General features: G+C 66.4%; 21 protein-coding genes and 1 pseudogene. 9 read left to right on the top strand and 13 right to left on the bottom strand.

All coding sequences use genetic code 11. The features are described from left to right. The first annotated feature begins 410 nt into the window (after positions 1 to 410). Positions 411 to 941 carry an OsmC family protein gene (locus tag HAV18_RS19315; protein WP_166958598.1) on the top strand — a complete coding sequence of 177 codons (531 nt, stop codon included), beginning with the start codon at positions 411 to 413 and terminating at the stop codon, positions 939 to 941. A 209-nt stretch (positions 942 to 1,150) separates the two neighbouring features. On the opposite strand, the gene HAV18_RS19310 is transcribed toward HAV18_RS19315, so the two are convergent. The 5 genes from HAV18_RS19310 to HAV18_RS19290 form a co-directional block, all read right to left on the bottom strand. Continuing rightward, positions 1,151 to 1,987 (bottom strand): ABC transporter ATP-binding protein, encoded by an 837-nt coding sequence (locus HAV18_RS19310; RefSeq protein ID WP_166958596.1) that lies wholly within the window; start codon positions 1,985 to 1,987, stop codon positions 1,151 to 1,153. Continuing rightward, the gene (locus tag HAV18_RS19305; RefSeq protein WP_208102020.1) at positions 1,984 to 2,838 is read right to left on the bottom strand and encodes an ABC transporter permease; all 855 of its coding nucleotides are present in this window, start codon (positions 2,836 to 2,838) and stop codon (positions 1,984 to 1,986) included. Before HAV18_RS19305 ends, HAV18_RS19310 begins: the two co-directional genes overlap by 4 nt. 11 nt (positions 2,839 to 2,849) lie before the next feature. Continuing rightward, positions 2,850 to 3,842, bottom strand: coding sequence for an aliphatic sulfonate ABC transporter substrate-binding protein (locus HAV18_RS19300; protein WP_166958594.1), 993 nt, complete (start codon positions 3,840 to 3,842; stop codon positions 2,850 to 2,852). A 476-nt stretch (positions 3,843 to 4,318) separates the two neighbouring features. After that, positions 4,319 to 5,722: an LLM class flavin-dependent oxidoreductase gene (locus tag HAV18_RS19295; RefSeq protein WP_166958592.1), complete on the bottom strand. Its 1,404-nt coding sequence runs from the start codon at positions 5,720 to 5,722 to the stop codon at positions 4,319 to 4,321. Beyond that, positions 5,719 to 6,990, bottom strand: coding sequence for an acyl-CoA dehydrogenase family protein (locus HAV18_RS19290; RefSeq protein WP_166958590.1), 1,272 nt, complete (start codon positions 6,988 to 6,990; stop codon positions 5,719 to 5,721). The genes HAV18_RS19295 and HAV18_RS19290 overlap by 4 nt, the downstream gene beginning before the upstream one ends. A gap of 293 nt (positions 6,991 to 7,283) precedes the next feature. Between HAV18_RS19290 and HAV18_RS19285 the strand changes: the two genes are divergently transcribed. Next, on the top strand, positions 7,284 to 8,522 hold the full coding sequence (locus HAV18_RS19285; RefSeq protein ID WP_166958588.1) for an SfnB family sulfur acquisition oxidoreductase: 1,239 nt from the start codon (positions 7,284 to 7,286) through the stop codon (positions 8,520 to 8,522). A gap of 197 nt (positions 8,523 to 8,719) precedes the next feature. On the opposite strand, the gene HAV18_RS19280 is transcribed toward HAV18_RS19285, so the two are convergent. Next, positions 8,720 to 9,127 (bottom strand): DUF3224 domain-containing protein, encoded by a 408-nt coding sequence (locus tag HAV18_RS19280; RefSeq protein WP_166958586.1) that lies wholly within the window; start codon positions 9,125 to 9,127, stop codon positions 8,720 to 8,722. A gap of 168 nt (positions 9,128 to 9,295) precedes the next feature. On the opposite strand from HAV18_RS19280, the gene HAV18_RS19275 reads away from it, so the two are divergent. Next, positions 9,296 to 9,940, top strand: a complete 645-nt coding sequence (locus HAV18_RS19275) for an HD domain-containing protein (RefSeq protein ID WP_166958584.1) — start codon at positions 9,296 to 9,298, stop codon at positions 9,938 to 9,940. A gap of 299 nt (positions 9,941 to 10,239) precedes the next feature. Here HAV18_RS19275 and hpaH read toward each other — a convergent pair whose 3' ends face one another. The 3 genes from hpaH to HAV18_RS19260 are packed head-to-tail and all read right to left on the bottom strand — an operon-like array spanning position 10,240 to position 12,231. Further along, positions 10,240 to 11,043 (bottom strand): 2-oxo-hept-4-ene-1,7-dioate hydratase, encoded by an 804-nt coding sequence (gene hpaH / locus HAV18_RS19270; RefSeq protein ID WP_166958582.1) that lies wholly within the window; start codon positions 11,041 to 11,043, stop codon positions 10,240 to 10,242. After that, positions 11,037 to 11,741: a flavin reductase family protein gene (locus HAV18_RS19265; RefSeq protein WP_166958836.1), complete on the bottom strand. Its 705-nt coding sequence runs from the start codon at positions 11,739 to 11,741 to the stop codon at positions 11,037 to 11,039. Before HAV18_RS19265 ends, hpaH begins: the two co-directional genes overlap by 7 nt. Before the next feature lie 31 nt (positions 11,742 to 11,772). Next, entirely contained in the window at positions 11,773 to 12,231 is a 459-nt protein-coding gene (locus HAV18_RS19260) for a VOC family protein (RefSeq protein WP_166958580.1), read from the bottom strand. A gap of 246 nt (positions 12,232 to 12,477) precedes the next feature. On the opposite strand from HAV18_RS19260, the gene HAV18_RS19255 reads away from it, so the two are divergent. Then, the gene (locus tag HAV18_RS19255; RefSeq protein ID WP_166958834.1) at positions 12,478 to 13,041 is read left to right on the top strand and encodes a MarR family winged helix-turn-helix transcriptional regulator; all 564 of its coding nucleotides are present in this window, start codon (positions 12,478 to 12,480) and stop codon (positions 13,039 to 13,041) included. An 84-nt stretch (positions 13,042 to 13,125) separates the two neighbouring features. Here the strand turns inward: HAV18_RS19255 and HAV18_RS19250 are convergent, their stop codons facing one another. Further along, positions 13,126 to 14,106 carry a YafY family protein gene (locus HAV18_RS19250; RefSeq protein WP_166958578.1) on the bottom strand — a complete coding sequence of 327 codons (981 nt, stop codon included), beginning with the start codon at positions 14,104 to 14,106 and terminating at the stop codon, positions 13,126 to 13,128. Between the two features lie 98 nt (positions 14,107 to 14,204). Between HAV18_RS19250 and HAV18_RS19245 the strand changes: the two genes are divergently transcribed. After that, positions 14,205 to 14,942: an NIPSNAP family protein gene (locus tag HAV18_RS19245; RefSeq protein WP_166958576.1), complete on the top strand. Its 738-nt coding sequence runs from the start codon at positions 14,205 to 14,207 to the stop codon at positions 14,940 to 14,942. A gap of 45 nt (positions 14,943 to 14,987) precedes the next feature. Beyond that, on the top strand, positions 14,988 to 15,650 hold the full coding sequence (locus tag HAV18_RS19240) for a glutathione S-transferase family protein (RefSeq protein WP_166958574.1): 663 nt from the start codon (positions 14,988 to 14,990) through the stop codon (positions 15,648 to 15,650). Positions 15,651 to 15,724: 74 nt separating this feature from the next. On the opposite strand, the pseudogene HAV18_RS19235 reads toward HAV18_RS19240, so the two are convergent. Next, a pseudogene (locus HAV18_RS19235) lies at positions 15,725 to 15,859 on the bottom strand (alpha/beta hydrolase); the annotation flags it as partial. Positions 15,860 to 16,142: 283 nt separating this feature from the next. Between HAV18_RS19235 and HAV18_RS19230 the strand changes: the two are divergent. From HAV18_RS19230 to HAV18_RS19220, 3 genes are all read left to right on the top strand, one after another. Next, a complete protein-coding gene (locus HAV18_RS19230; RefSeq protein ID WP_166958572.1) occupies positions 16,143 to 17,060 on the top strand; it encodes an acetoacetate decarboxylase family protein in 918 nt (305 codons plus the stop codon). A 57-nt stretch (positions 17,061 to 17,117) separates the two neighbouring features. Beyond that, positions 17,118 to 18,362: a trans-acting enoyl reductase family protein gene (locus HAV18_RS19225; protein WP_166958570.1), complete on the top strand. Its 1,245-nt coding sequence runs from the start codon at positions 17,118 to 17,120 to the stop codon at positions 18,360 to 18,362. A gap of 127 nt (positions 18,363 to 18,489) precedes the next feature. Continuing rightward, positions 18,490 to 18,978, top strand: coding sequence for a MerR family transcriptional regulator (locus HAV18_RS19220; RefSeq protein ID WP_166958568.1), 489 nt, complete (start codon positions 18,490 to 18,492; stop codon positions 18,976 to 18,978). Positions 18,979 to 18,997: 19 nt separating this feature from the next. Here HAV18_RS19220 and HAV18_RS19215 read toward each other — a convergent pair whose 3' ends face one another. Together HAV18_RS19215 and HAV18_RS19210 are read right to left on the bottom strand one after the other, a co-directional pair. Next, on the bottom strand, positions 18,998 to 19,681 hold the full coding sequence (locus tag HAV18_RS19215; protein ID WP_166958566.1) for a type 1 glutamine amidotransferase domain-containing protein: 684 nt from the start codon (positions 19,679 to 19,681) through the stop codon (positions 18,998 to 19,000). 132 nt (positions 19,682 to 19,813) lie between these two features. Then, a complete protein-coding gene (locus tag HAV18_RS19210) occupies positions 19,814 to 20,473 on the bottom strand; it encodes a TetR/AcrR family transcriptional regulator (RefSeq protein WP_166958564.1) in 660 nt (219 codons plus the stop codon). Positions 20,474 to 20,555: the final 82 nt, after the last annotated feature.

Raw genomic sequence — 20,555 nt, 5'->3', positions numbered from 1 at the left:
CGAAGCGGCACATTTCTGGTGCGCGCATCCTGACCGCCGATATCGACGCGACCCATGCGCCGGCCCGATGAGGCGCGAGATCCGGACGAGCACCGAATCCGGTGAGAGCGGTAAACGTGCAGTGCCCGCGAGGCGGCGATAGCGGCGCGGTGACGCCTGTCGGCAAGGGCGGCAGCGCGATTGCGTCAAGGTTCTCCACAGGGTTATGCACGGAAATTGTGGATAAGTCGGGGACCGTGAAGGAAGTCCGACGGTACCGGAACGCGCATGTCGCAATGTGACATCACGCGCCGCGAATTGCTTTGCTGGAAAGATCGTTTAGTGGCCGAAGCGGAAGGGAATAGCATGACCACTCCCCTCAATTGGCCGCCGTATGCGAGGCCAATCATTGCGACCCTGGCGGCGCGATCATGACGACACTGAACGACTATCTCGAACAGAAGCGCGACGCCTGGCTCGCGAAAAAGGATGCGGCCCGCAACGATCCGGATGTCAAGGCGACCCCGCTGAAAGCGACCGTGCGTGCGCTGGGCCGCAGCGGCGTGCGCGAGATCCGCATTCGCGATTTCCAGGTGATCAGCGACAGTCCGCCCGATTCCGCGGGCTACAACCTCGGGCCGGCGTCGCCGGAGCTGCAGCTCGGCGTGCTGGGCAGCTGCCTGACGCACATCACGCTGATCCAGGCCGCGGAGCGCGGCCTGAAGATCGATTCGATCGAAGTCGAAGTGACCGGCGACCAGCATCCGCTCGCGCAGCAGCCGGGCTTCGAGCATGTGCCGGTGTTCCCGCACAACCTCCGCTACACGCTCGATATCGTCTCGCCCGAGCCGCCGGAGACGATTCGTGAACTGCATCAGGCGGTCGAGGCCGTGTACCCGATCTTCAACCTGCTGAGATTGCCGCAGACGATCGACGGCGAATTGCGGCATACGCACGGTTGAAGTGCGCGCGTGCACCGGCGCGTCGCAGCATTGTGTGTCGCTGCGGCGCGAGCGGGCACACGCGATACCCCGCGCACCCTATTGGGGCCCCGATACGACGGAGACGCTCGTCGCACTGGCACGACACGACGACGGATGTGTAGTCTCGGCGCTGAACGCGTGCCGGATCGCGGCCGGGATAGGCAGGCGATGAATCAGCCGCTGACGAATCAGCCGGCGCGCATTCCGGATTCTGCACCTTGATAGCCGCGCGACTGACGCCTCGCCCCGTCGGCACGATCCTGAAGGTGCTGGAATGCGTCCAGCAGCCGCGCGCGCAGCACGGCCAGCGACGGGTCGCGCCGGTCGCGCGGCCGTGCGACCTCGACATGGATCTCGTCGTCGACGCGGCCCGGGTCGGGCGCGAGCATCAGCACGCGATCGCCCAGGTACAGCGCTTCGTCCAGATCGTGCGTGACGACGATCGCGGCCATCCGGTGCCGGTCGACGACATCGAGCAGCAGCGTCTGCAAGCGCATCCGGGTCATCGCATCGACCGCGCTGAACGGTTCGTCGAGCAGCAGCAGGTCGGGCTCGCCGAACAGCCCGCGCGCGATCGCGGCGCGCTGGGCCATCCCGCCCGACAACGTGGCCGGCAGTTGCCGGGTGACACCGGCCAGGCCGACTTCGTCGAGCAGCCGGGCGACGGCCGGCTCGCGCCCGCCTCGGGGGCCGGCCGCAAAGCCGACGTTGTCCGCGATCGAGAGCCACGGCAGCAGTCGCGGCTCCTGAAAGATCACGCCGACGCGCGGGGAGGGGCCGTCGAGCGCGATGCCTCCCAGCTTCACGCTGCCGCGGAAATCCGTGTCGAGGCCGGCGACGATCCGCAGCAGCGTGCTCTTCCCGCAACCGCTCGGGCCGACCACGCAGACGATCTCGCCGCGCGTGACCTGCAGCGGGACGTCGGCGAGGATCGTGCGATCGCCGTATAGCTTGCGGGTGATTCGCAGGTCGAGCAGCGGGGTTGCCGTGTCCGCTGCGGTGTGTGCGGAAGGATGTCTGCTCATTCCGACACCTTGCGTGGCGCGTGATCGAATGCGTCGCGCCAGCCGAGCCAGTGTGACTCGATGCGCGCCATTGCGCCGTCGGTCAGCTTGCCGAGCAAGGCCAGCAGCAGGATCGCACCGAACACGAGATCGGGCCGCCCGGTTTCGCGGCCGTCGCTCAACAGGAAGCCGAGGCCGCGCGTGGCCGCGATCAACTCCGCGGCGACCATGAACATCCACGCGAGACTGAGGCCGGTACGCAAGCCGGTGACGATTTGCGGCAGCGCGGCCGGCAGCAGGATTCGCCGGAACAGCGCGAGCGGACCGAGCCGGTACACCGCGCCAAGCTCGACGAGCTTGCGGTCGACGTCGCGAATGCCGGCGACCACCGCGAGGTGCACCGGGAAGAATGCGCCAATGGCAATGAGCGTGATCTTCGGCGCTTCATCGATGCCGAGCCACAGCAGCAACACCGGCACCCACGCGAGCGACGGAATCGCGCGCAGCGCCTGGAACGTCGGTTCGAGCAGCGCGTCGATCCGGCGGCTCAGGCCCATCGCCGCGCCGACGACGAGCGCGAGTGCGGCGCCGGCCGCAAAACCCGCCGCGACCCGCAGCGTACTCGCGCCGACATGGCGCGCCACGCGCGTGATGCCCATCCGGGCGAGCGTGTCGAGAATCTCGCTGGGCGCCGGAACGAGATGGTCAGGTAGCCAACCCTGCCGCACGACGACCTCCAGCAACGCGAGCACCGCGAACGGCAGCGCGAGGCCCGCGATTCGCCACCGGCGAAGCGGATCACGCCGGCCGGCGCGCGGCGAAGCGGGGTGGCGAGGCGCGAGCGTGTCGTCGCGCGCGGCGGTGTTCGTCATGGGCGACAGCCTCAGTGCGAAGCGGCGGCGAGCGGGCGCGCGAACGCCGGATCGATCAGCGTATCGACGATCTTCGCAGGATCGACACCGGGCTTGGTCAACTGCTCGGCCGTCAGCACCGGCGCGGCTGCCTTCAGCGCCGCGCGCTGGGTTTCGCCGGGAACGGGATCGCTGAAGTCGTTGCGCTGAAGCTGCAGTTTCGCGACCTGCAGCGATACCTTCGATTCGTCGGCGACGATCTGTGCGGTGTCGGCCGGATGCGCGACGATCCACTGGCGCGCGCGATCGTAGACCTTCAGTACGCGCGTGACTGCTTGCGGGTACTGGCTGGCGAATGCGTCTCGCACGTTCAGGAAACCATAGGTGTTGAACGCGACATTGCGGTAGAGCAGGCGAGCGCCGTCGTCGAGCTGCGCCGCGGCCATGTGCGGATCGAGACCGGCCCATGCATCGACCTGGCCGTTCGCGAGTGCGGTCCGCCCGTCGGGATGCTGCAGGTTGACGATCTCGACGTCGTCGCGGGTCAGGCCGACCGTGTGCAGCGCGCGCAGCGTGAACAGGAACGGATCGGTGCCGCGCGTCGCGGCGATTTTCTTGCCCTTCAGGTCCGCGAGCGAGCGGATCGGCGAATCCTTGCGGACCACGAGCGCGGTCCACTCGGGGCGGGAGAACACGTAGACCGTATGGATCGGGTTGCCGTTCGCACGCGCGAGCACCGACGCGAGACCGGCGGCGGAACCGAAATCGACCGCACCGCTGTTCAGGTATTCGAGTGCGCGATTGCTGCCCAGGCTCAGCACCCAGCGAATCGACGTGCGGTCGGCCTTGAATTCGTCTTCGAGCCAGCCGAAGTGGCGGATCACCAGGCTCTCCGGTGAGTAGTACGCGTAGTCGACGCGGATTTCCGCGGGCGTCGCTGCGCGTGCGTGCACCGAGACGAGGCCGGCGAACGCGGCAACGACGAGGGCCGCGGATTGCCATGCGCGGGACCAGGACAGCTTCATCGGGGATTCTCCGGAAGAACGGCAACGAGCCGGGAACAGGCAGGGTGGCCGGCTAATGTAACGAAGCACCGAGGTTCCGGTAACGAAGAAATCCGCGATTGAACATGCGCGTTGCTGCTAAGCGCGGGCGCGAGCAACTTTATGACGCGTGCCGATTAATTTATCGATTTATATCGCTTGGGAGAACCGGATCGGGAGAACAGAATGCGTGCTGCCGGGGCTCGACGGCATCGCGTGTCGAGAGGCGCGCAGTTGCGCAGGATCTCTGTCGCTCGTCGTCTGGAACATGCGCGCGCTTTCTTCGGTGCGCGCGTGCGCAAGCTGAACGCGCAGCGGAGCTGCACCAGGTTTCGATTGAGGGGAGTGGGGCGATCAGGCGGCGTGTCGGGCGAGCGGCCCGACGTACCGGTTGCTCTGCTTGTCGTGACGTCGGCCGGCCCGCACACGGGCCGGCCAGCCGCCGCGTTGCCGTACGCTCAGGCCGCTACCCGCTCGGCATCGCGCTTGACCTGCTCGATGTCGCGGAACTGCGCGGCCGGATGTTCGTCCGGCAGCCGTGCCGACCCGCCGAACAGTTTCTCGCGCAGCGTGCCCGGCGCATAGCCGGTCGGATACACGCCGCGCCGCTGCAGTTCGGGGACGAGATGACGCACGACGTCCTCGAAGGTTTCGTGCGCGACCGCATACGCGAGGTTGAAGCCGTCCACGTCGGTGGCGGCGACCCACTCCTGCAGGATGTCCGCGACGGTCGCCGCCGAGCCGACGAAGACCGGGCCCAGGCCACCGATGCCGCCCCAGGCCGCCAGTTCCTCGATCGTCCATGCGGTGTCGCCGCCCGACAGGTGCTCGACCGCCGACACGATTGCATTCGTTTCGACGCGCCGGACGGGATCGTTCGGCGCGTACTGGCCGAAGTCGATGCCGGTCCAGCCGGACATGAAGACCAGCGAGCCGTCGTACGACACGTACTTGCGATATTCGTCGAACTTGGCCTGTGCCTTCTCGTCGGTCTCATCAACGATCACGGTGACGAGGTTGTAGATCAATACCTTGCTCGCGTCCCGCCCCGCGGCGGTGGCCTGCGCGCGCACGTCGGCCACGTAGCGCGCGAGCTGCGCGCGGGTCGGCGCGGCGACGAACACGCATTCGGCATGCTGCGCGGCGAATGTCTTGCCGGGGCCGGACGCGCCGGCCTGGAACAGCACCGGCGTGCGCTGCGGCGACGGTTCGCACAGGTGGTAGCCGGGCACGTCGAAGAAGCGGCCCTTGTGGCCGATCTCGTGGACCTTCTCCGGATGCGTGAACACGCGGCCGTCGCGGTCGCGCACCACCGCGCCGTCTTCCCAGCTGCCTTCGAACAGCTTGTACAGCACCTCGACGTATTCGGCCGCGACGGCATAGCGGTCGTCGTGCGTGCGCAGGCCGTGGTCGCCGACGTTCTTCGCGCCGCTTTCAAGGTAGGACGTGACGATGTTCCACGCGAGCCGGCCCTTCGTGTGATGATCGGCGGTCGACAGCCGGCGCGCGAACGTGTACGGGTGTTCGAACGTCGTCGACGCGGTGATGCCGATGCCGAGATGCTCGGTCGCCATCGCGATCGGCGCGGCGAGCTGCAGCGGATCGTTGACCGGGATCTGCGCGGCCTGGTGCAGCGCGTGGTAGTTGCTGCCTTTGTAGACGTCGTAGTAGCCGATCACGTCCGCGATGAAGATCGCGTCGAAAATCCCGCGTTCGAGCACGCGGGCAAGGTCGGTCCAGTAGTCGAGATCCTTGTACTGCCACGACCGGTCGCGCGGATGGGCCCACAGCCCGGGCGACTGGTGGCCGACGCAGTTCATCTCGAACGCGTTGAAGCGGATGGTCTTGCTGGTCTTGCTCATTGGGCGGCTCCCGTTTCTGCATGCGTGCTCGCGCCCGCGCCCGCGCCGTTGCCGACCTGCCAGACGAACGGCGGCGTGCGCCCGTTGATGACCCAGTCGCCGACGATCCGCGCCTTGTAGACGAGCGGATTGTGCGACGACACGGTGCGCGCGTTGCGCCAGTGGCGATCGAGTGCCGTCGTGCTGCGGGTGGCGGACGCGCCGAGCGCGTCGAACAGGTGCGTCGCCGCGCGCAACACGAGTTCCGACACGACGAGCTGGCTTTGCGCGGATTCGATCTCGGCCGCGACGTTCGCATCGTGCTCGGCCGCTGCGTCGCCGCCGAAGTGCGCTTCGTAGGCCCGTTGCAGCGGCTGCGCGGCGCGCAGCGCGAGCGCGTCGGCCGCATAGGCCCACGACGCGATCTCGCCGACCACCTGCTGCAGTTGCGCGTCGTCGCCCGCACGCGGGGCGTTGCCGTGGCTGTATACGCGGGTGCGGTGGCGCACCAGGTTGCCGGCGTCGCGCACGACCGCGTGGCCGATGCCGGCCAGCGTCGCGACATGGAAGAGCTGGTAGAACGCGGTCTGGTACTTGAAGCGTCGCGCGAAGTCGATCACGTCCCGTGCGTCGACCGTCGCGTCTTCGAAGCGCGTGGTGCCGCTGCCGGTCGTCGTCTGGCCGAAGCCGTCCCAGTCGTCTTCGCGGATCACGCCGGGCTGCGCGGTCGCGACGGCGACGATCACGTCGCTGCCGTCGCTCGCGCGTTGCGCGAACACGTCGATCCAGTCGGCGAACAGGCTGCCGGTGCTGTAGAACTTCCGGCCGTTCAGCACGAGCCGGCCGTTCTTCTCTGAAACCTTCGTGATGGTCTGGCCGAGCGACACGTCGCCGGTCTCGGTCCACGCGTTGCCGACGAGCTGGCCGCTCGCGAAGCGGTCGAACCACGTCTGGCGGTCGGCGCCGGGCGGCGCGTTCAGCCAGTCCTCGACGAACGCGAAGTGCCCGCGCAATGCCTGCGGCAGATTGGAATCGGCGGCGGCCAGCTCGGTCAGCAGCCGGAACAGCTGCGGCAGCGATGCGCCGGCGCCGCCATCGCGCACCGGCAGCCGCACGGCGCCGAAGCCGGCGGCCTTCAGCCAGCCGATCGCCTCGTACGGCAGTTCGCGGCGGCGTTCGCGTTCCGCGGTGCCGGCCGCGATGCGTTCGAAGATCGGCCTGAAGCGGCTGGCAAGCGCGTCATAGTCGGTGCCGGTGGAAAGCTCGATTGCTGCGGGAGACGAAGTCATGCGGTGGTCCTTGAAAGGCGGGGGCCGTCGATGCCGGCAGGCCAGTATAGGAAGCGCGACGCGGACGATCCAATAACGGATTCGTACATCGTTATCGCCACCGGGCATTACGCGGGCGAGGCGGCGCGGCATCGATGCCGGAGCGTCGATGTCGCTGCTGACGCGCGGTTTCTTGCGTGCGGCGTGCCGCATCGTTTGCCGTTCGAAGGAATATCGTTGTGCGAATCGCTCGGTTTGCCGGCGCGCGGGGCGCTGCTAGATTGAACGTTTCCGTCAATCAGCAGGAGAGCCCGATGTCAGAGACGAGCGCCACGATCCAGGAACGGCCCGCCGATACGCAACCGCAGGTGGCGCACGTGATCGCCGACGACGCGCAGGCCATCGCGACCGCGCATGCGCTTGCGCAACGGCTCGCGCAAGGTGCGGCCGAGCGCGACCGGGAGCGCCGGCTGCCGCGCGACGAGATTGAATGGTTCTCGCAGTCGGGGCTGTGGGCCATCACCGTGCCGAAGGCTTATGGCGGCGCGGGTGTCTCGCATGTGACGTTGACGGAGGTGGTGAAGATCGTCGCGGCGGCCGATCCGTCGCTCGGGCAGTTGCCGCAGAATCATTTCGGGCTGGTCGACGTGATCGCGCTGACCGGCACCGACGCGCAGAAGCGCCACCTGTTCTCGGAAGTGCTGAGCGGCAAGCGGTTCGGCAACGGCTTTTCGGAGAAGGGCACGAAGCACGTGCTCGACCTGAAGACGCGTGTGCGCCGGGACGGCGACGATTACGTCGTCGATGGCACCAAGTTCTATTCGACCGGGGCGCTGTTCGCGCATTACGTGCCGGTGCTCGGCCTCGACGACGAGCGCCGCGCGTGGCTCGCTTACATTCGCCAGCCGGCGCCGGGGCTGACCGTGATCGACGACTGGTCGGGGTTCGGGCAGCGGACCACCGCGAGCGGCACCGTCGTGCTCGACAACGTGCGCGTGCCGGCGTCGCACGTGCTGCCGGCCCAGCGCGTGTCGGATCTGCCGACGCTGAACGGCCCGCTGTCGCAGATCATCCAGGCCGCGATCGACGCGGGCATCGCCAGGGCCGCGCTCGACGATACGCTGGCGTTCGTGCGCACGCGCACGCGGCCGTGGGTCGACAGCGGCGTCGAGCGCGCAGCCGACGATCCGTTGACGATCCGCGAGATCGGCCATCTGCATATCCAGCTGCATGCTGCGGAGGCGCTGCTCGAGCGCGCGGCGCGTACGCTCGACGAGATCGCGGCGCGCGGCGACGTGACTGAAGACGATGTTGCGCGTGCGTCGGTGGCGGTGGGCGAGGCGAAGGTGCTGACGACGGAGATCGCGCTGCTCGCGGGCGAGAAGCTGTTCGAGCTGGCCGGCACGCAGGCGACGCTGGCCGAGCACAACCTCGACCGGCACTGGCGCAATGCACGCACGCATACGTTGCACGATCCGGTGCGCTGGAAATATCACCTCGTCGGCAACTACTACCTGAACGGCGTGCGCCCGGCGCGCCATGCGTGGAATTGAACCCGTTGTGATCGTGGCGCGATGGTTCGGCGATTGCTGAGCGCGTCGCCGAGGTCGAACGCATTCACACGATCATGAGCGAACCCGGCGATGCCTTCGACGCGCAATCGCCGGGTATCGGGAGGTGAATGAGAGGGGGCTGCGTCACTGCCCCGGCGCGGCGACACCATGAGGCAGCCGCATTCCCATGAGTCGGCTTACCGAGGCGAGCCGGGCAGTGTGTAGTCGAAGCGGTATGAGTGCCGGCCGTCGTCGATGGCGATGATCATCGAGCCGGAGAGCCCCAGCAACTCTCCCGTTCCGGAATCGGGCACGACGGTGATCGATTGCTGCGGCTGTCCGCGGGTCATGGTGGAGCTGTGCTGCAGGACGAAACTGCCGTGGCGGCCGCCCAGCGCGCCTTGCACGGTTTCCATGGCCACGTAGCCCGCGGAGCCCTGGACGCTGCTTCGAAACGCGAGCATCTCGCCATGACTGACGGCCTCCAGGTCGCCGTGATACCGCTTGTCCAGCGACATGCGGCCGAGCCCGGTATGTTCCGCGACGGGACTCAGGGATTCCGGATTCAGCTTCACTTCAAACGGACCGTTGGCCAGCAGTGTCATTGCAGCGCTCCTCGTTGTATTGGCACGCCGCACTATAAGCCAACCGGGTTCACGCGGATGGAATGGTTTGCCTGATCCGTCGGGATCAACGGCGGATCGGACAGTCGATCGTGTGCGGTGCGGCACTTGCGGCGATAATCGGCATCCCGATCTCGACCGATTTCCCCCATGACTATCCTTGCGTTCGCCCCCTTTCAGGAACTGGCCAAGGCCTTGCTGGCTCACTGGAGCGATGCCAATGGCGACGGCTCCCACGACACGTCGCATCTGCAACGCGTGTGGAAGAACGCGGCCGCGATCCAGGCGAAGGAGGGCGGAGACGCCGAGGTGCTGTTTGCCGCGACACTGCTGCACGACTGCGTGGCGGTGGAGAAAAATTCCCCGCTTCGCGCGCAGGCATCGCGATTGTCGGCGGAAAAGGCCCGGCGGGTGCTGAAGTCGCTGGATTGGCCGGACGCGAAGATCGACGCCGTCGCGCACGCGGTCGAGGCGCACAGTTTTTCTGCCTGTATCGCGCCGACGACGCTCGAAGCAAAGGTGCTGCAGGATGCCGACCGGCTCGATGCGATCGGCATGGTGGGCGTCGCGCGGTGCTTTTATGTCGCGGGCCGGATGGGCAGCGCGTTGTATGACCCGGCCGATCCGCACGCAACGGAACGGGAACTCGACGACAAGCGATTTGCGATCGATCACTTCCGCACGAAACTGTTGAAGCTTTCAACCGGTTTCCAGACCGTCACCGGTACCCGTCTCGCGATCGTCCGCCGCGATCGGTTGCAGCGCTTTCTCGACGAGTTTGCGGACGAGATCTGATCCGGTCGCATTCGATGTAGCATTGCGTTACCTCTCGTCACAGCACTGCGCGACGGAGCGCTCGCCTTTTCAGTCGGAATCGTATTCAGCAGAAACGGCTCTGACGTTTTCAATGTCTGCGTCCGGCTTGTGTGTTTCGTCGCGTGCGATGACGGGTACGGTGAACGGTGCGTTGCCTTGCTCCGTTGAAGCACCGTGCCGGCCCAGGTCGTTCCCGCATGCGGCACGCGTCGAAAGCAGCGTGGCCGGAAGGGCACGTTACTAACGCGGAGCCAGGCGGCGGATCAAGATCGACAGCATCAGACAAAGCGGCACGACACGCTGCCCAACTGGCCGAAATCCGCGTGGAAGGTGTCGCCGGGCCGCGCGTATACCGGGCGCGTAAACGATCCGGCCAGGACGATCTGCATCGGCTGGAGCCCTTCGCCGAAGGCCGCGAGTCGGCGCGCCAGCCACGCTACGCCGTTGGCCGGATGATTGAGCACCCCGGCGGCCAGCCCCGTTTCCTCGATCACGCCGTTGCGTTGCAGGAGTGTGCCGACCCAACGCAGGTCGACGTCCGCAGCCCGCACCGGCCTGCCGCCCAGAATCACGCCGGCATTGGCCGCGTTGTCGGCGATGGTGTCGAACACCTTGCGTGGCTGGCCGGTCAGGGCATCGAACTGCTCGGAACGGGCGTCGATGATTTCGAGTGCCGGCACCACGTAGCGGGTGGCGTCCAGGACATCGAAGAGCGTCACGTCGGGGCCGGTCAGCGCGTGGTCGAGCAGGAATGCCAGTTCCACCTCGACGCGCGGCACGATCAGCCGCGCGCAATCGATCTCGCCACCGTCCTCCCAGCGCATGTCGTCGAGCAACACGCCGAAGTCCGGTTCGTCGATCCGTGATGCCATCTGCATGGCGCGAGACGTCAGCCCGATCTTGTGGCCGATGACGGTGCGCCCGCGTGCGAGCTTGGCGTCGACCCAGGTCCGCTGGATCGCGTAGGCGTCGGCAACCGTGATATCGGGCCGGGTGAGCGATATCTGCTTCATCTGGGTACGCGATTGCTCCGCGGCGTCGAGTTCGCGGGCGAAGGTTCGAATGTCGTTGTCAGTCAGCATCGGGGCGGTCCTTGACGTACCGGCGCAACCGGCAGCGGTGCATCGAGATATTGCTGGTCCAGACCGTCATGCTGCATGTCACGCCACTGCGCGAGCGACGGCGCCGGCATCTGGAAAGCGTGTGTGACTTCGCCATACCAACCCGGGTTGTGCAGCCTGCCGATCAGTTGCATCGGCAACGGGTCGATGAACATGCGCTCGGTATCGGTCACCGATTCGTCGATCAGATGCATGCCGACGATGTCGCCGATCACCAGGGTGCGGCGCGCATCGATATCGACGAGCTGGCGCACGCGGCATTCCATCGATGCAGGACTGTCCTGGATGCGCGGAACGTCGACGAGGCGCCCCGGCGCCATCGCGAGGCCGGCCTCGACGGATTCGTCGACGGCCGTGTCGAAGTCGATCGACGTCACGACCATGCGGCGGGCCTGTGCCGACGACACCAGGTTCACCACGAATTCGCCGTGTGCGGCGATGTTTCGCGCGGTGTCCTTGAGCACGCCGTCTCGGGAGCCGACGCAGAAGCAGAGGACCGGCGGATCGCCGGACATCGCGTTGAAGAACGAGAACGGCGCGACGTTCAGTTCGCCCTCGGCGTTGCGGGAGCTCACCCAGGCGATGGGGCGCGGCAGCACGGTGGAGTGCACGAGATTGCTGCGCTGCCGGCCGCTGAGTGCTTGCATGTCGAAATACATGGAAAGTATCCGTTGGAAGCGGGAGCGGTCGTTACTCGTTGCCGACGCGGGCAGGATTCTGAACGGGCTTGTCGATGCCGGCGCGGCGCGCATTGGACTGGTGAAGCTCCACCAGATTGCCCGCGGGGTCGTGCAGGAACAGTTGCTTCAGATCGGGCGACGCGACGTTGTCGAGCGTGAAGTACGCGATGCCACGCTCGACGAGTTCCTGCTCGGCAGCCAGCACGTCCTCGACGGCGAGCGCGATGTGATTCGACACGGGGTCCTGGCCAGGGCCTTTCGCGTAGCGTGAGACGCCTTCGGTGCCCAGGATGTGCAACTGGGTGCCGTTGGGCAGGTTGATCCACGAGCCGTAGATGCCGGGAATCTTCCAGCGCGCCGGATCCTGCGGCAGACTCAGGACATCACGATAGAAGTCGAGCATGGCATCGGCCTGGGCGTGGGTCACACCGAATCCGACGTGATGAAGTTCGAGTACGTTGATGGGCATTGCAGTGTCCTCATGCGGTTCAGGATAGCGTCGCCGACGGGGCGGCAGAAGGTTGCGGAAGCCGGGAGGGCGTCGGCGTGACAAATTATAGTACGTAAACCGTACTATACGTAAACGAATTATTCGGTCGTCGTATAATTTGACCCGCCCCTTCCTCGATTGCCGATTCGATTGACGCCCATGACTGCACGCAAGACCCCTGCCACGATCAACAAGACCGCGAAGGCGACGAAAGTCGTGAAAGCGATGAAGGCTGCCCGGACACCCCAGCCCGAGATGGACACGCCGGCCGGCGACGCCGTGTCGGCCGCACGGCCGCATCTTGCGTTGATGGCGCAAACGGCGTCGCGCGGTACCGATGCGGGGGCGGCCGGGCTGGGGCTGCTGCTGCTTTGGCTCTCCGACGATGTCGAGCATCGTGCGAACGCATCGTTGACGGCGTTCGGGCTGACGGAAAGCAAGCTCGACGTGCTGATGATCTTCGGGCTGGCCGAGCGTGGGTTGATCGACAGCCGCGCGGTGACGCCGTCATATATCGCGGATTATTTTGGTGTGACGCGCTCGACGGTCACGGGGCTGCTGGACTGGCTGGAGAAGCGCGCGCTGCTCACGCGCGCGCTGAATCAGGACGATCGGCGCAGCATTTCACTGACGTTGACGGACGAGGGGCGCGACGTGCTCGGCCGGGCGCTGCCGGCATTCTGGGCGATGTGCGCGTCACTGGTGGACTGTCTCGACGAGCACGACCGCCATGCGCTGCAGGGCATTCTCGCGAAGATCTGGCAGCATCTGAAGGCGCAACGGACCTGACGTATTGCAGGATGGCACGATGGCGCCGGAAACGGTCGATACGGCATGCCGTTCGACGATCGCATTGCGGCCAGTGTCGACGCGTCAAACACCGCCCGCCGGATAGAGCGCCTTCACCTGCGACACCTCTTCGATGAATCGCTCCTTGAGCGTCTGCGGCCCAAGCACCTTCACGTGCGCGCCGTACCCCAGCAGTTTCCGCGCGCCGTGCTCGATGGATTCGATGGGCATCAGGAACGCTTTCCATCCCGGTGGCACTTCCGCGCTGCGTGCATCCTGCGAGACCGGCGCCGTCTTGATCCGTGCGTTGGCCAGCCAGGTTTCGCCGCGCGGCGACACGGCGATATGGGCGGTCAGCCGATCGAGGTCGGCTTCGTACCGGCTCATCGCGTCACGCCAGTGCGTCGCCAGATCGAATCGCGCGGGGCGCTTGAAGCGGCGGCGCAATGCATGGAGTTCGAGGATATTCGCGAGCCGGAACGTGAGTGCACCGGGCTTGCCGACCACCCTGGCAATCAGGTACCACGCGCCGCCCTTGAGCACGAGGCCGAGCGGTTCGAGCTCGCGGCGGGACAGCCCGCGCCAGCTCTGATACTTCACGTCGATACGGTACGAACCCCACACCGCATCGGCGGCTTCGCGCAGGAATTCGGGCGTTTCCTGCGCGCGATACCAGTCGACGGTATCGATGTGCAGCCGGCTGGCGACGCGATCGGCCTGCTCGCGCGAGCCAGGCGGCAGGCTGGCCATCATTTTCAGCCGTGCGGAGGTCGCCATGCCGTCCAGCCCCAGTTCTCTCGCGGGGCCGGGCAAGCCCGCCAGGATCAGCGCGTGCGCCTCGTGCTCGGTCAGGCCGGTGAGATCGGTGCTCCAGCCGTCGCGCAGCTGAAATCCCCCGTTGCGGCCGCGATCGCCCCAGATGGGCACGCCCGCCGTGGAAAGCTGGTCGATATCGCGCAGGATCGTGCGCTCGGATACTTCCAACGCGTCGGCCAGCGCCGGCGCGGTCATCCGGCCGCGCGCCTGCAGCATCATCATGATCGACAACAGGCGACCGGCTTTCATCGGAAGCACCTCGCTCGAATACCTGACATGAGGTGTCATGTTATCGGACTTATGCTTTGCCGCATGCCTGATCCGTTCCATCGACACCGAGGTCAAACATGAACGAGCGCATTCGAGTAACGCCACTCGACGTCGTCGAGCTGCGCCGGTACACCCTCCATCCAGGCAAACGCGACGTGCTGATCGATCTGTTCGATCGCGAGCTGGTCGAGCCGCAGGAAGCGGTCGGCATGAAGGTCATGGGGCAGTTTCGCGACCTCGATCGTCCGGACCGGTTCGTCTGGTTGCGCGGTTTCGAGAGCATGGAAACCCGGCTGGGCGGGCTCACGGATTTCTACGGCGGCCCCGTGTGGAAAGCGCATGCCGACGCGGCCAACGCGACGATGATCGATTCGGACGACGTCCTGCTGTTGCGCCCGGCGTGGGAAGGATCGAACCTGCCCGTCGACCTGTCGCGCCGGGCCGGCCGCGACGCCGGGGTTATCCCGCCGGGATGCGTCGATATCACGATCTTCTATCTGAACGAGCCGGCGTCGGCGCAGCTGCTGGCGTTTTGTCGCGAATGCATGTCAGTCGTTCTCGACACCGGTGGAGCGACCGCTCAGGGGTGGTATGTCACGGAGCCGCGCGAGAACGACTTTCGCCGATTGCCGGTGCGGGCAAACGAGCAGGTGCTGGCGGGCATCGCGGTATTTCCCGACATCGCGCGTTTCGACGCATTCGGCCGCTCGAATCGATGGGCGCACGAGCTGGCGCCGCAATGGGCGAACTGGCCGATCCGCGCGACCGAGACGCATCGGCTGGTACCGACCGCACGCTCGGCAGTGTACGCGTGAGCGTATTCGACGCGGGTCGCGCATGACCTCACAAGGGATCGAACCATGAAGATAATTTCCGGGCCGCTGAGCATGTTCGGGGCGAAGGTCGAGATTGCGGCACACGAGAAGGGCATCGACTTCGAGCTGGTGATGACGCCGTTCAGCCAGCTTCGCGGCTACGATCCCAAACATCCGGATGTATTGCGCATCAACCCGAAGCGGCAGGTGCCGGTGCTGATGGACGGCGATCTGGAACTGTTCGATTCCACGCAGATTTTCGAGTATCTCGAGGATCTGAAGCCCGATCCCGCGCTGTGGCCGGCGCATCCGGCGGCGCGCGCGATCGCGCGTCAGCTCGAACATTGCAGCGACGAAATCTATTTTCCGCACGTCGTCCGGCTGATGGGGCTGGAAGCGACGCCGGATGATCCGGCCGCGCGCGCCGCGCGTGACGAAGCGGCGCAATACTATCGGCGCATGGAGCGCGTGCTTGCGGATCGCGAATTCCTGGCCGGATCGTATTCCTATGCCGACATCGCGTTCTACATGGCGCAGCTGTTCGGCGCGCGCAAGGGCGCACCGATGACGGATGAAACGCCCCGCCTGCTCGCGTGGCGCGAACGGGTGACGGCACGTCCCGCCGTGCGAAAGGTCGCCGGCGCGATGGCCGGCTATCTTGAATCGATCGGAGAAGCGGTTCCCGATTTTCTTCGCAGGCTCGACTAGCGGCCGTCGAGAGCGGGTAGGACACGGCCTTCAGCGGCGATTGCCGTTGAGGGCCGCGATGGCGTTTTCGGCGTTCAGCCGCGGATGAACGCGAGCAGATCGGCGTTGATCGTCTCGGCGTTGGACGTGGGCATGCCATGCGGGAAGCCCTTATACGTCGTCAGCATGCTGTTCCTGGCCAGCTTCGCCGACAGGAGACCGGAACCGGCCGACCGAACTGAATTGCTCGGAGCGTACGCGATGGGTGATGGATCGTTTGCGCAAACCGGAGGGGGTGCCGATACGCGGCAAGGGCCGTCGCACGACCACCAAGTGAGTCGGCACCCCCACGGCGCGCACCGGCCGGTCGTGTGAACGCAATCCGACTTGCCCCTCTATTCCGGTCCTTGACCTTAAAGTTGACTTTAATCTTAGAGTGCTTGCTGACGGCGGTGAGTCAGCAGGCTTCGGGTGTTGCCTGCCACGGTCGATCATCGACGAGAGGCAACGAACATGGACAGGCGGTTTACACAGGTCGAATTCGGTCCGCACAAGGTCGACGTGCCCGAAGGCGGGTATTACGACCGGTTCCGGATGAATCCCGACCTCGACGAGGTGGCGCGCGATCCCGCGGCGGGAAACATCGACTTTTTCCGTCGGATTCCGAAGCGTCAGGTCGCTTCGCGGGTCGGCCCGACCTGGGCGCCGAACTTCTACTACCGTTCCAGCAGCATCCAGCTCCTGTTTCTTGCACCGCTCGAGCGCCTGCGGACCACGCTGCCGGTGCCGCTCGAACCGCTGCGTGCGCTCCCCGGCTACGGGCTGGTCGCGCTGACCTTCTTCTCGTATTCGGTGTGCGACAACGATCCGTACGACGAAGTGTCCGTCGCGGTGGTGGTCCGCCGGCCCGGCGCGACAGGGTCGCACGCGCTCGAGCTGATCGATTCGATGCGGCGCCGGAGCTTCTTCGCGCACGTGCTGGCGCTGCCGGTCACCACGGAAATCGCGCGGGTGCGCGGCGTGCACGGCTATCAGCTGCCCAAGTGGCTCGCCGACATCGACGTGAACCTCGGCGCCACCGCGAGCGCCCGCATCGCCGGCCCGGGCGGCCGGCCGGACCTGAGCCTGAGCGTGCCGCTGCCTGCACTGACCAACGTGCCGTCCCAGTCGCACATGGGCACGGCGACGATGATCAATCGCATCGACGGCGAATGGCACCAGACATCGGTGCAGACGAATGCGCTATCGTTCGCCCAGCGCCTGTTGCCGCGCAACGTCGAGCTCGTGCGGCACGGCGGTCCGTTGAGCCAGCTGCTTGACGGGCTGGGCGCGTCCACCATCCTGCGTCTCGACGTGGTGAAGGACGCGCAACTGGTCCTGAACCTGCCGACCCCGTTGAAGGCCTTCGATGAACCCGGAAAGCAGCGCTGACGCCACACCTGTCCGCGGAACGCCCGCGCCGAAGGAATCGCCCATGAGGAATCGCCCATGACCCGGCCGACCCACGATCTCGTCGTATTTGGCGCCACCAGTTTTGTCGGGCAGATCCTCGCCCGCTACCTGTCCGAGTACCTGCCGGGCTCCGGCGAGACGCTGCGCTGGGCCATTGCCGGCCGGTCCGAAGCGAAGCTCAGGCAGGTGAGGGATACGCTGGGTGCTGCCGGGCAGTCGGTGCCGATCATCGTTGCCGATGCGGCCGACGAAGCGCAGCTTCGCGCGCTCTGCGCGCAGACGCGGGTGGTCGTGTCCACCGTCGGCCCCTATGCGCTTTACGGGGAGCCGCTGGTCAGGGTCTGCGCGGAAACCGGCACCGACTACTGCGACCTCACCGGCGAGACGCAGTGGATCAAACGGATGATCGACAAGTACGAGCCGGCGGCCCGGCAATCCGGCGCGCGCATCGTTCATTGCTGCGGCTTCGACTCGGTGCCGTCGGACATGGGCGTGTTCTTCCTGCAGCGAGAGGCGCGGCAGCAGTGGGGCGCGCCGGCCGCGCAGGTGAAGATGCGTGTGAAGACGCTGAAGGGCGGCGCGTCGGGCGGCACGGTGGCGAGCGTGATCAACGTCGTCCGGGAAGCGGCCGCCGATCCCGCATTGCGCAGGGAACTGCTCGATCCTTATTCGCTGTGCCCGCAGGGGCATGGTTTCACGGTGCGCCAGCATGCGGTGCGATCCGCGGCATTCGATCGCGACTTCGACGCGTGGATCGCGCCATTCGTGATGGCGGCCATCAATGAGCGCGTCGTGCATCGCTCGAATGCGCTTGCCGGCAACGCGTACGGCAGCCGCTTCACGTACGACGAAGCGGTGATGACGGGCACGGGCCTCAAGGGTCGCCTGACGGCGCTGACGATGGTGGCCGGCCTCGGCGCGTTCATGATCGGTGTCCTCATCAAGCCGGTGCGCAGCCTGATGGAGCGTTTCCTGCTGCCGAAGCCCGGCGAGGGGCCGAGCGCCGCGGCCCAACTGGCCGGCCGCTACGATTTGCGTTTCTTCGGCCGTGCCGACGACGGGCGAACCTTGCGCGTGAAAGTCACCGGCGATCGCGATCCGGGCTATGGCTCCACCGGCAAGATGCTCGGCCAGGCCGCGATCAGTCTCGCGCTGGATTGCGTCGGCGACGGCGTCAAGACCGGCCGTGGCGGCGGCTTCTGGACGCCCGCGACGATGTTCGACGAGCGCTACATCGAGCGCCTGGTTCGCCATGCGGGGCTGCGTTTCGACGTGATTTGAGCGCGCGCGCCGCCCGCCATTCGACAGGAAGCCGATAAAGATCGGATTGCGAATCAACATCAGGAGACGACCTGCAGTCACGACGGGGCAGATGGCCGGACGCGATCCGGCCAGGGAGTATCGGAACATGAAGATCGGGGAACTGGCGGAACGCACCGGCCTTACCCCTTCGCGCATCCGCTTCTACGAGCGTATCGGTCTGTTGACGCTCGTCGAGCGCGAAGCGAACGGCTATCGCACCTATCCGCAGGAAGCGGTGACGGTGCTCGACCTGATCACGGCCGCGCAGAAGGCGGATTTCAGTCTCGACGAGATTCGCACGCTGATTCCGGCCGACCTCGCGCAGTGGCCATGCGATTCGCTGCTGGATGCGCTGGGCCGCAAGGTGCGGGACATCGAGGCGCTGGAGGCGCGGCTGGCGCGCAGCAAGGCGCAGGTCATGTCGCTGATCGCCGAAATCGCCGCGAAGCCGGAGTCGGTCGATTGTGCAACTCATGCGCAACGATTGCTGTCGAGGATTCCGCCAGAGAATGCGGCGGACGCGGCGGATGGCGGCGAGGCTGCCGCCGCCGCCGATCGTGACGAACCGGTTGTGCGCCGGTCGACCCGCGCCTAGCGGGGCGCCGGCGGTCACCTCACAGCAGCGCGACGACCTGTTCGGCGGTCGCCTTCGCCGATTGCGGATTCTGGCCGGTCACGAGGCGGCCGTCGACGACGACGTTCGACGTGAACGGTAGCAGCGCCTTCTCGTAGCGCGCGCCACGCTGCTGCATCTGCTCCTCGACGTTGTAGGGCACCTTCTTCGCGACGCCGGCCAGGATTTCCTCCACCCACGAGTAGCCGGTGATCCGGCGTCCGGCAACCAGCAGCGAGCCGTCCGACAGCCTCGTGTTCAGCAGCCCGCAGTAGCCGTGACAGACCGACGACACGATGCCGCCGCGCTCGTAGATCTCGCGCGTGAGCCGCTGCAGCCCCGCATCGTCCGGGTAGTCCCACATCACGGCATGGCCGCCGGTGAAGTAGATCGCATCGAAATCGGCCGGATCGATCTCGTCGGGGCGTGCGGTGTTGGCAAGCAGTGCCGCGTTGGCCTTGTCGGCGCGCCACGCTTTCGCGGCGGCGTCCGCGTGCGGCCATTTGAGCGAGCGCGGCTCCAGCGGCGACACGCCGCCCTTGGGGCTCACGAGCATCTGCTCATAGCCTTGCGCCGCGAAGATGTGATGGGCATGGGTCAGTTCGGACAGCCACAGGCCGGTCGGCTGCGACGGATCGGCGTAGTGCGCGACGTTGCTGACGACGTGAAGGATGCGCTTGCTCATGATGCGGTTTCCCTTTCATCGGCCACGGGCGGACGTCTTCGACGCGTCGCCGGATTGTCGGATGGCAGTACCCATACCCATGGCCTCGATACGCTGCCGAGGCAAACCATAACCTTCAAGCGAAGTTGAAGGTCAAGGCCCTTTCGTTTTTGTCTTCGTGGCCCGCGCCGGGCTTGCGGGCAGTACGAGTCCGTCCAGCAAGGTTGTCAGCGCATCTTCGATCGCGTGATCGCCGACCTTCTCGCGCACCAGCCGCCCGTCGATCGCCAGCATCGTCAGGCCATGCAGATGCGCCCAGCAGGCGGTTGCCTGGCCGAGCGCCGGGCGCGGGCGGATCGTGCCGGCGCGCTGGCCGCGTTCCAGGATGTCGACGACCAGCAGGAACGGCGCCTGCACGCGCGGATCGAGATGGATGTCCGAGGGCTCCCCGGCATCCGCCGCAAACATCAGTCGATAGAGATCCGGGTTGCGCTGCCCGAATGCGAGATGGGCGTACGCGAGCGCGAGCAGCACGTCCGGCGCGTCCGCCGCGGGATCGACGGACGCGGCGAGATCGTCGCGCAAGCGATCGAAGCCGATCAGCGCGAGCTCGTGCAGCAATGCGGCCTTGTCCGGGAAATGCCGGTACGGCGCGGAGTGGCTGACGTTCGCGCGCCGCGCGATTTCACGCAGCGTGAACTGCCAGCCCTGTTGCTCCTGCAGCGTGTCGAGCGCCGTTTCGATGATCGCGCGACGCAGATCCCCGTGGTGATAAGCCTTTTGCCCGGCGTCCGCATCCGCATCCGACGACATCGTGTTGCTCCTATGTTGACAGGGAACACATTGTGGGCCTATGATCCGACGCATGCAAGTTGACAGTGTCTACATCGACGCA

The sequence above is a fragment of the Burkholderia sp. D-99 genome, from assembly GCF_011605345.1.
Taxonomy (GTDB): domain Bacteria; phylum Pseudomonadota; class Gammaproteobacteria; order Burkholderiales; family Burkholderiaceae; genus Burkholderia.
This window is presented reverse-complemented; position numbering and strand designations above follow the sequence as displayed.

Coding starts and splice junctions, on each gene's coding strand:
- HAV18_RS19230 (WP_166958572.1), top strand. CDS start 16,143: ATGGACAGGCGGTTTACACAGGTCGAATTCGGTCCGCACAAGGTCGAC.
- HAV18_RS19255 (WP_166958834.1), top strand. CDS start 12,478: ATGAAGGCTGCCCGGACACCCCAGCCCGAGATGGACACGCCGGCCGGC.
- HAV18_RS19290 (WP_166958590.1), bottom strand. CDS start 6,990: ATGACTTCGTCTCCCGCAGCAATCGAGCTTTCCACCGGCACCGACTAT.
- HAV18_RS19250 (WP_166958578.1), bottom strand. CDS start 14,106: ATGAAAGCCGGTCGCCTGTTGTCGATCATGATGATGCTGCAGGCGCGC.
- HAV18_RS19300 (WP_166958594.1), bottom strand. CDS start 3,842: ATGAAGCTGTCCTGGTCCCGCGCATGGCAATCCGCGGCCCTCGTCGTT.
- HAV18_RS19260 (WP_166958580.1), bottom strand. CDS start 12,231: ATGCCCATCAACGTACTCGAACTTCATCACGTCGGATTCGGTGTGACC.
- HAV18_RS19245 (WP_166958576.1), top strand. CDS start 14,205: ATGAACGAGCGCATTCGAGTAACGCCACTCGACGTCGTCGAGCTGCGC.
- HAV18_RS19265 (WP_166958836.1), bottom strand. CDS start 11,741: ATGTATTTCGACATGCAAGCACTCAGCGGCCGGCAGCGCAGCAATCTC.
- HAV18_RS19305 (WP_208102020.1), bottom strand. CDS start 2,838: ATGACGAACACCGCCGCGCGCGACGACACGCTCGCGCCTCGCCACCCC.
- HAV18_RS19210 (WP_166958564.1), bottom strand. CDS start 20,473: ATGTCGTCGGATGCGGATGCGGACGCCGGGCAAAAGGCTTATCACCAC.
- HAV18_RS19280 (WP_166958586.1), bottom strand. CDS start 9,127: ATGACACTGCTGGCCAACGGTCCGTTTGAAGTGAAGCTGAATCCGGAA.
- HAV18_RS19285 (WP_166958588.1), top strand. CDS start 7,284: ATGTCAGAGACGAGCGCCACGATCCAGGAACGGCCCGCCGATACGCAA.
- HAV18_RS19275 (WP_166958584.1), top strand. CDS start 9,296: ATGACTATCCTTGCGTTCGCCCCCTTTCAGGAACTGGCCAAGGCCTTG.
- HAV18_RS19310 (WP_166958596.1), bottom strand. CDS start 1,987: ATGAGCAGACATCCTTCCGCACACACCGCAGCGGACACGGCAACCCCG.
- HAV18_RS19215 (WP_166958566.1), bottom strand. CDS start 19,681: ATGAGCAAGCGCATCCTTCACGTCGTCAGCAACGTCGCGCACTACGCC.
- HAV18_RS19240 (WP_166958574.1), top strand. CDS start 14,988: ATGAAGATAATTTCCGGGCCGCTGAGCATGTTCGGGGCGAAGGTCGAG.
- HAV18_RS19220 (WP_166958568.1), top strand. CDS start 18,490: ATGAAGATCGGGGAACTGGCGGAACGCACCGGCCTTACCCCTTCGCGC.
- HAV18_RS19295 (WP_166958592.1), bottom strand. CDS start 5,722: ATGAGCAAGACCAGCAAGACCATCCGCTTCAACGCGTTCGAGATGAAC.
- HAV18_RS19225 (WP_166958570.1), top strand. CDS start 17,118: ATGACCCGGCCGACCCACGATCTCGTCGTATTTGGCGCCACCAGTTTT.
- hpaH (WP_166958582.1), bottom strand. CDS start 11,043: ATGCTGACTGACAACGACATTCGAACCTTCGCCCGCGAACTCGACGCC.
- HAV18_RS19315 (WP_166958598.1), top strand. CDS start 411: ATGACGACACTGAACGACTATCTCGAACAGAAGCGCGACGCCTGGCTC.